The organism is Nosocomiicoccus sp. HMSC09A07 (assembly GCF_001808485.1).
GTDB lineage: Bacteria > Bacillota > Bacilli > Staphylococcales > Salinicoccaceae > Nosocomiicoccus > Nosocomiicoccus ampullae_A.
In genome coordinates, this window is the sequence record NZ_KV793642.1 from 1 (window position 1) to 1,233 (window position 1,233).

Here is a 1,233-nt window from a genome sequence, read left to right on the forward strand (position 1 = left end):
AGTTACCAACAAAAATTAACAGGGAGAGAATACAAATGACTCAACTTAATTTTACAGTAGATATGAAAAAAATTCTAGAGGATATCTCTGGAAGTAACCTTAATGAAATGACTAAGGGTCTTCTAACTTTAGTGTTAAATCAAGTGATGCAAGAAGAACGAGATGAATACATGGGTATTGGCTCATATGAAAGAAACGGTAGTCGAAAAGACTATCGTAATGGCAGTTATCGCCGAGGGTTCACAACGTTAGTTGGAAAAATTGAACTCGAAGTCCCACGAACACGTTCCGGAGAGTTTTCACCACAGGTATTTGAGAAGTGGCAAAGAAAGGACCAGGCGCTCGTGCTTTCTTTGATTGAAATGGTAGTCAGCGGTGTGTCTACGCGTAAAGTCACTAAAATTGTGGAAGAACTAGTCGGAGAAAGTGTCTCGAAATCATTCGTATCTAACGTGATGAAACGATTAGATCCAGAAATCCAAGACTTCGCGGAGCGTTCATTAACACACAATATATTTAAATATGTATCAGTAGATGCGATGTATATTAAAGTACGTGAGAATCATAGAATCGTCTCTAAAGCTGTGTATATTGCGCTCGGTATTGGTGTAGATGGTCATCGTGAAGTACTTGGGTTTAAAGTGGATGATGCTGAGAGTAAGAATCACTGGGGGCACTTTTTACGTGACTTAAAAAATCGTGGGTTAACACAACCAGAACTCATTACTTCAGATTCACATCAAGGTTTAAAGCAGGCGATTCAAGAAGAGTTCCCGGGCACACCTTGGCAAAGATGCACAGTCCATTTCTTAAGAAACATTACGAATGTAATGCCTAAAAAAGGTTCAACTGCTGCGCGTCAATTATTGAGAGAGATTTTTCATACGACAACACCCCAACATGCACGAGAAGCAAAAGAGAAGTTTTTAGACTTTGTATCAGAGGATCCAAGATTTAATCACGCGGTAGAAATTTTAGAAAGTGGATTTGACGATGCGATTCAATGTTTAATGTGTCCAGCGGCTAGACAAAAGTTTTTAAAAAGTACAAACGCACTCGAACGACTAAATAGTGAGTTAAGACGTCGTGAGCGCGTTGTTAGAGTATTTCCAAATGTCGAGTCTGCATTTCGTTTAATTGGCGCACTTCTTCTTGATGCGAATGAAGCCTATAAAAAAACAAATAGAAAAGTGAGCGCATTCGTGGAAGCTAAAGAATAACAGAGAGATTTTT

At 38.9% G+C, this 1,233-nt stretch carries 1 protein-coding gene; it reads left to right on the forward strand.

Annotated features, from left to right (window positions below; genetic code table 11):
* Positions 1-35: 35 nt before the first annotated feature.
* Positions 36-1,220 carry an IS256 family transposase gene (locus HMPREF3177_RS07275; protein WP_070458275.1) on the forward strand — a complete coding sequence of 395 codons (1,185 nt, stop codon included), beginning with the start codon at positions 36-38 and terminating at the stop codon, positions 1,218-1,220.
* The last annotated feature ends 13 nt before the right edge of the window (positions 1,221-1,233 follow it).

Bases quoted from the DNA above. Each gene is read 5' to 3' on its own strand.
- HMPREF3177_RS07275 (WP_070458275.1), top strand. From the start codon at position 36: ATGACTCAACTTAATTTTACAGTAGATATGAAAAAAATTCTAGAGGAT.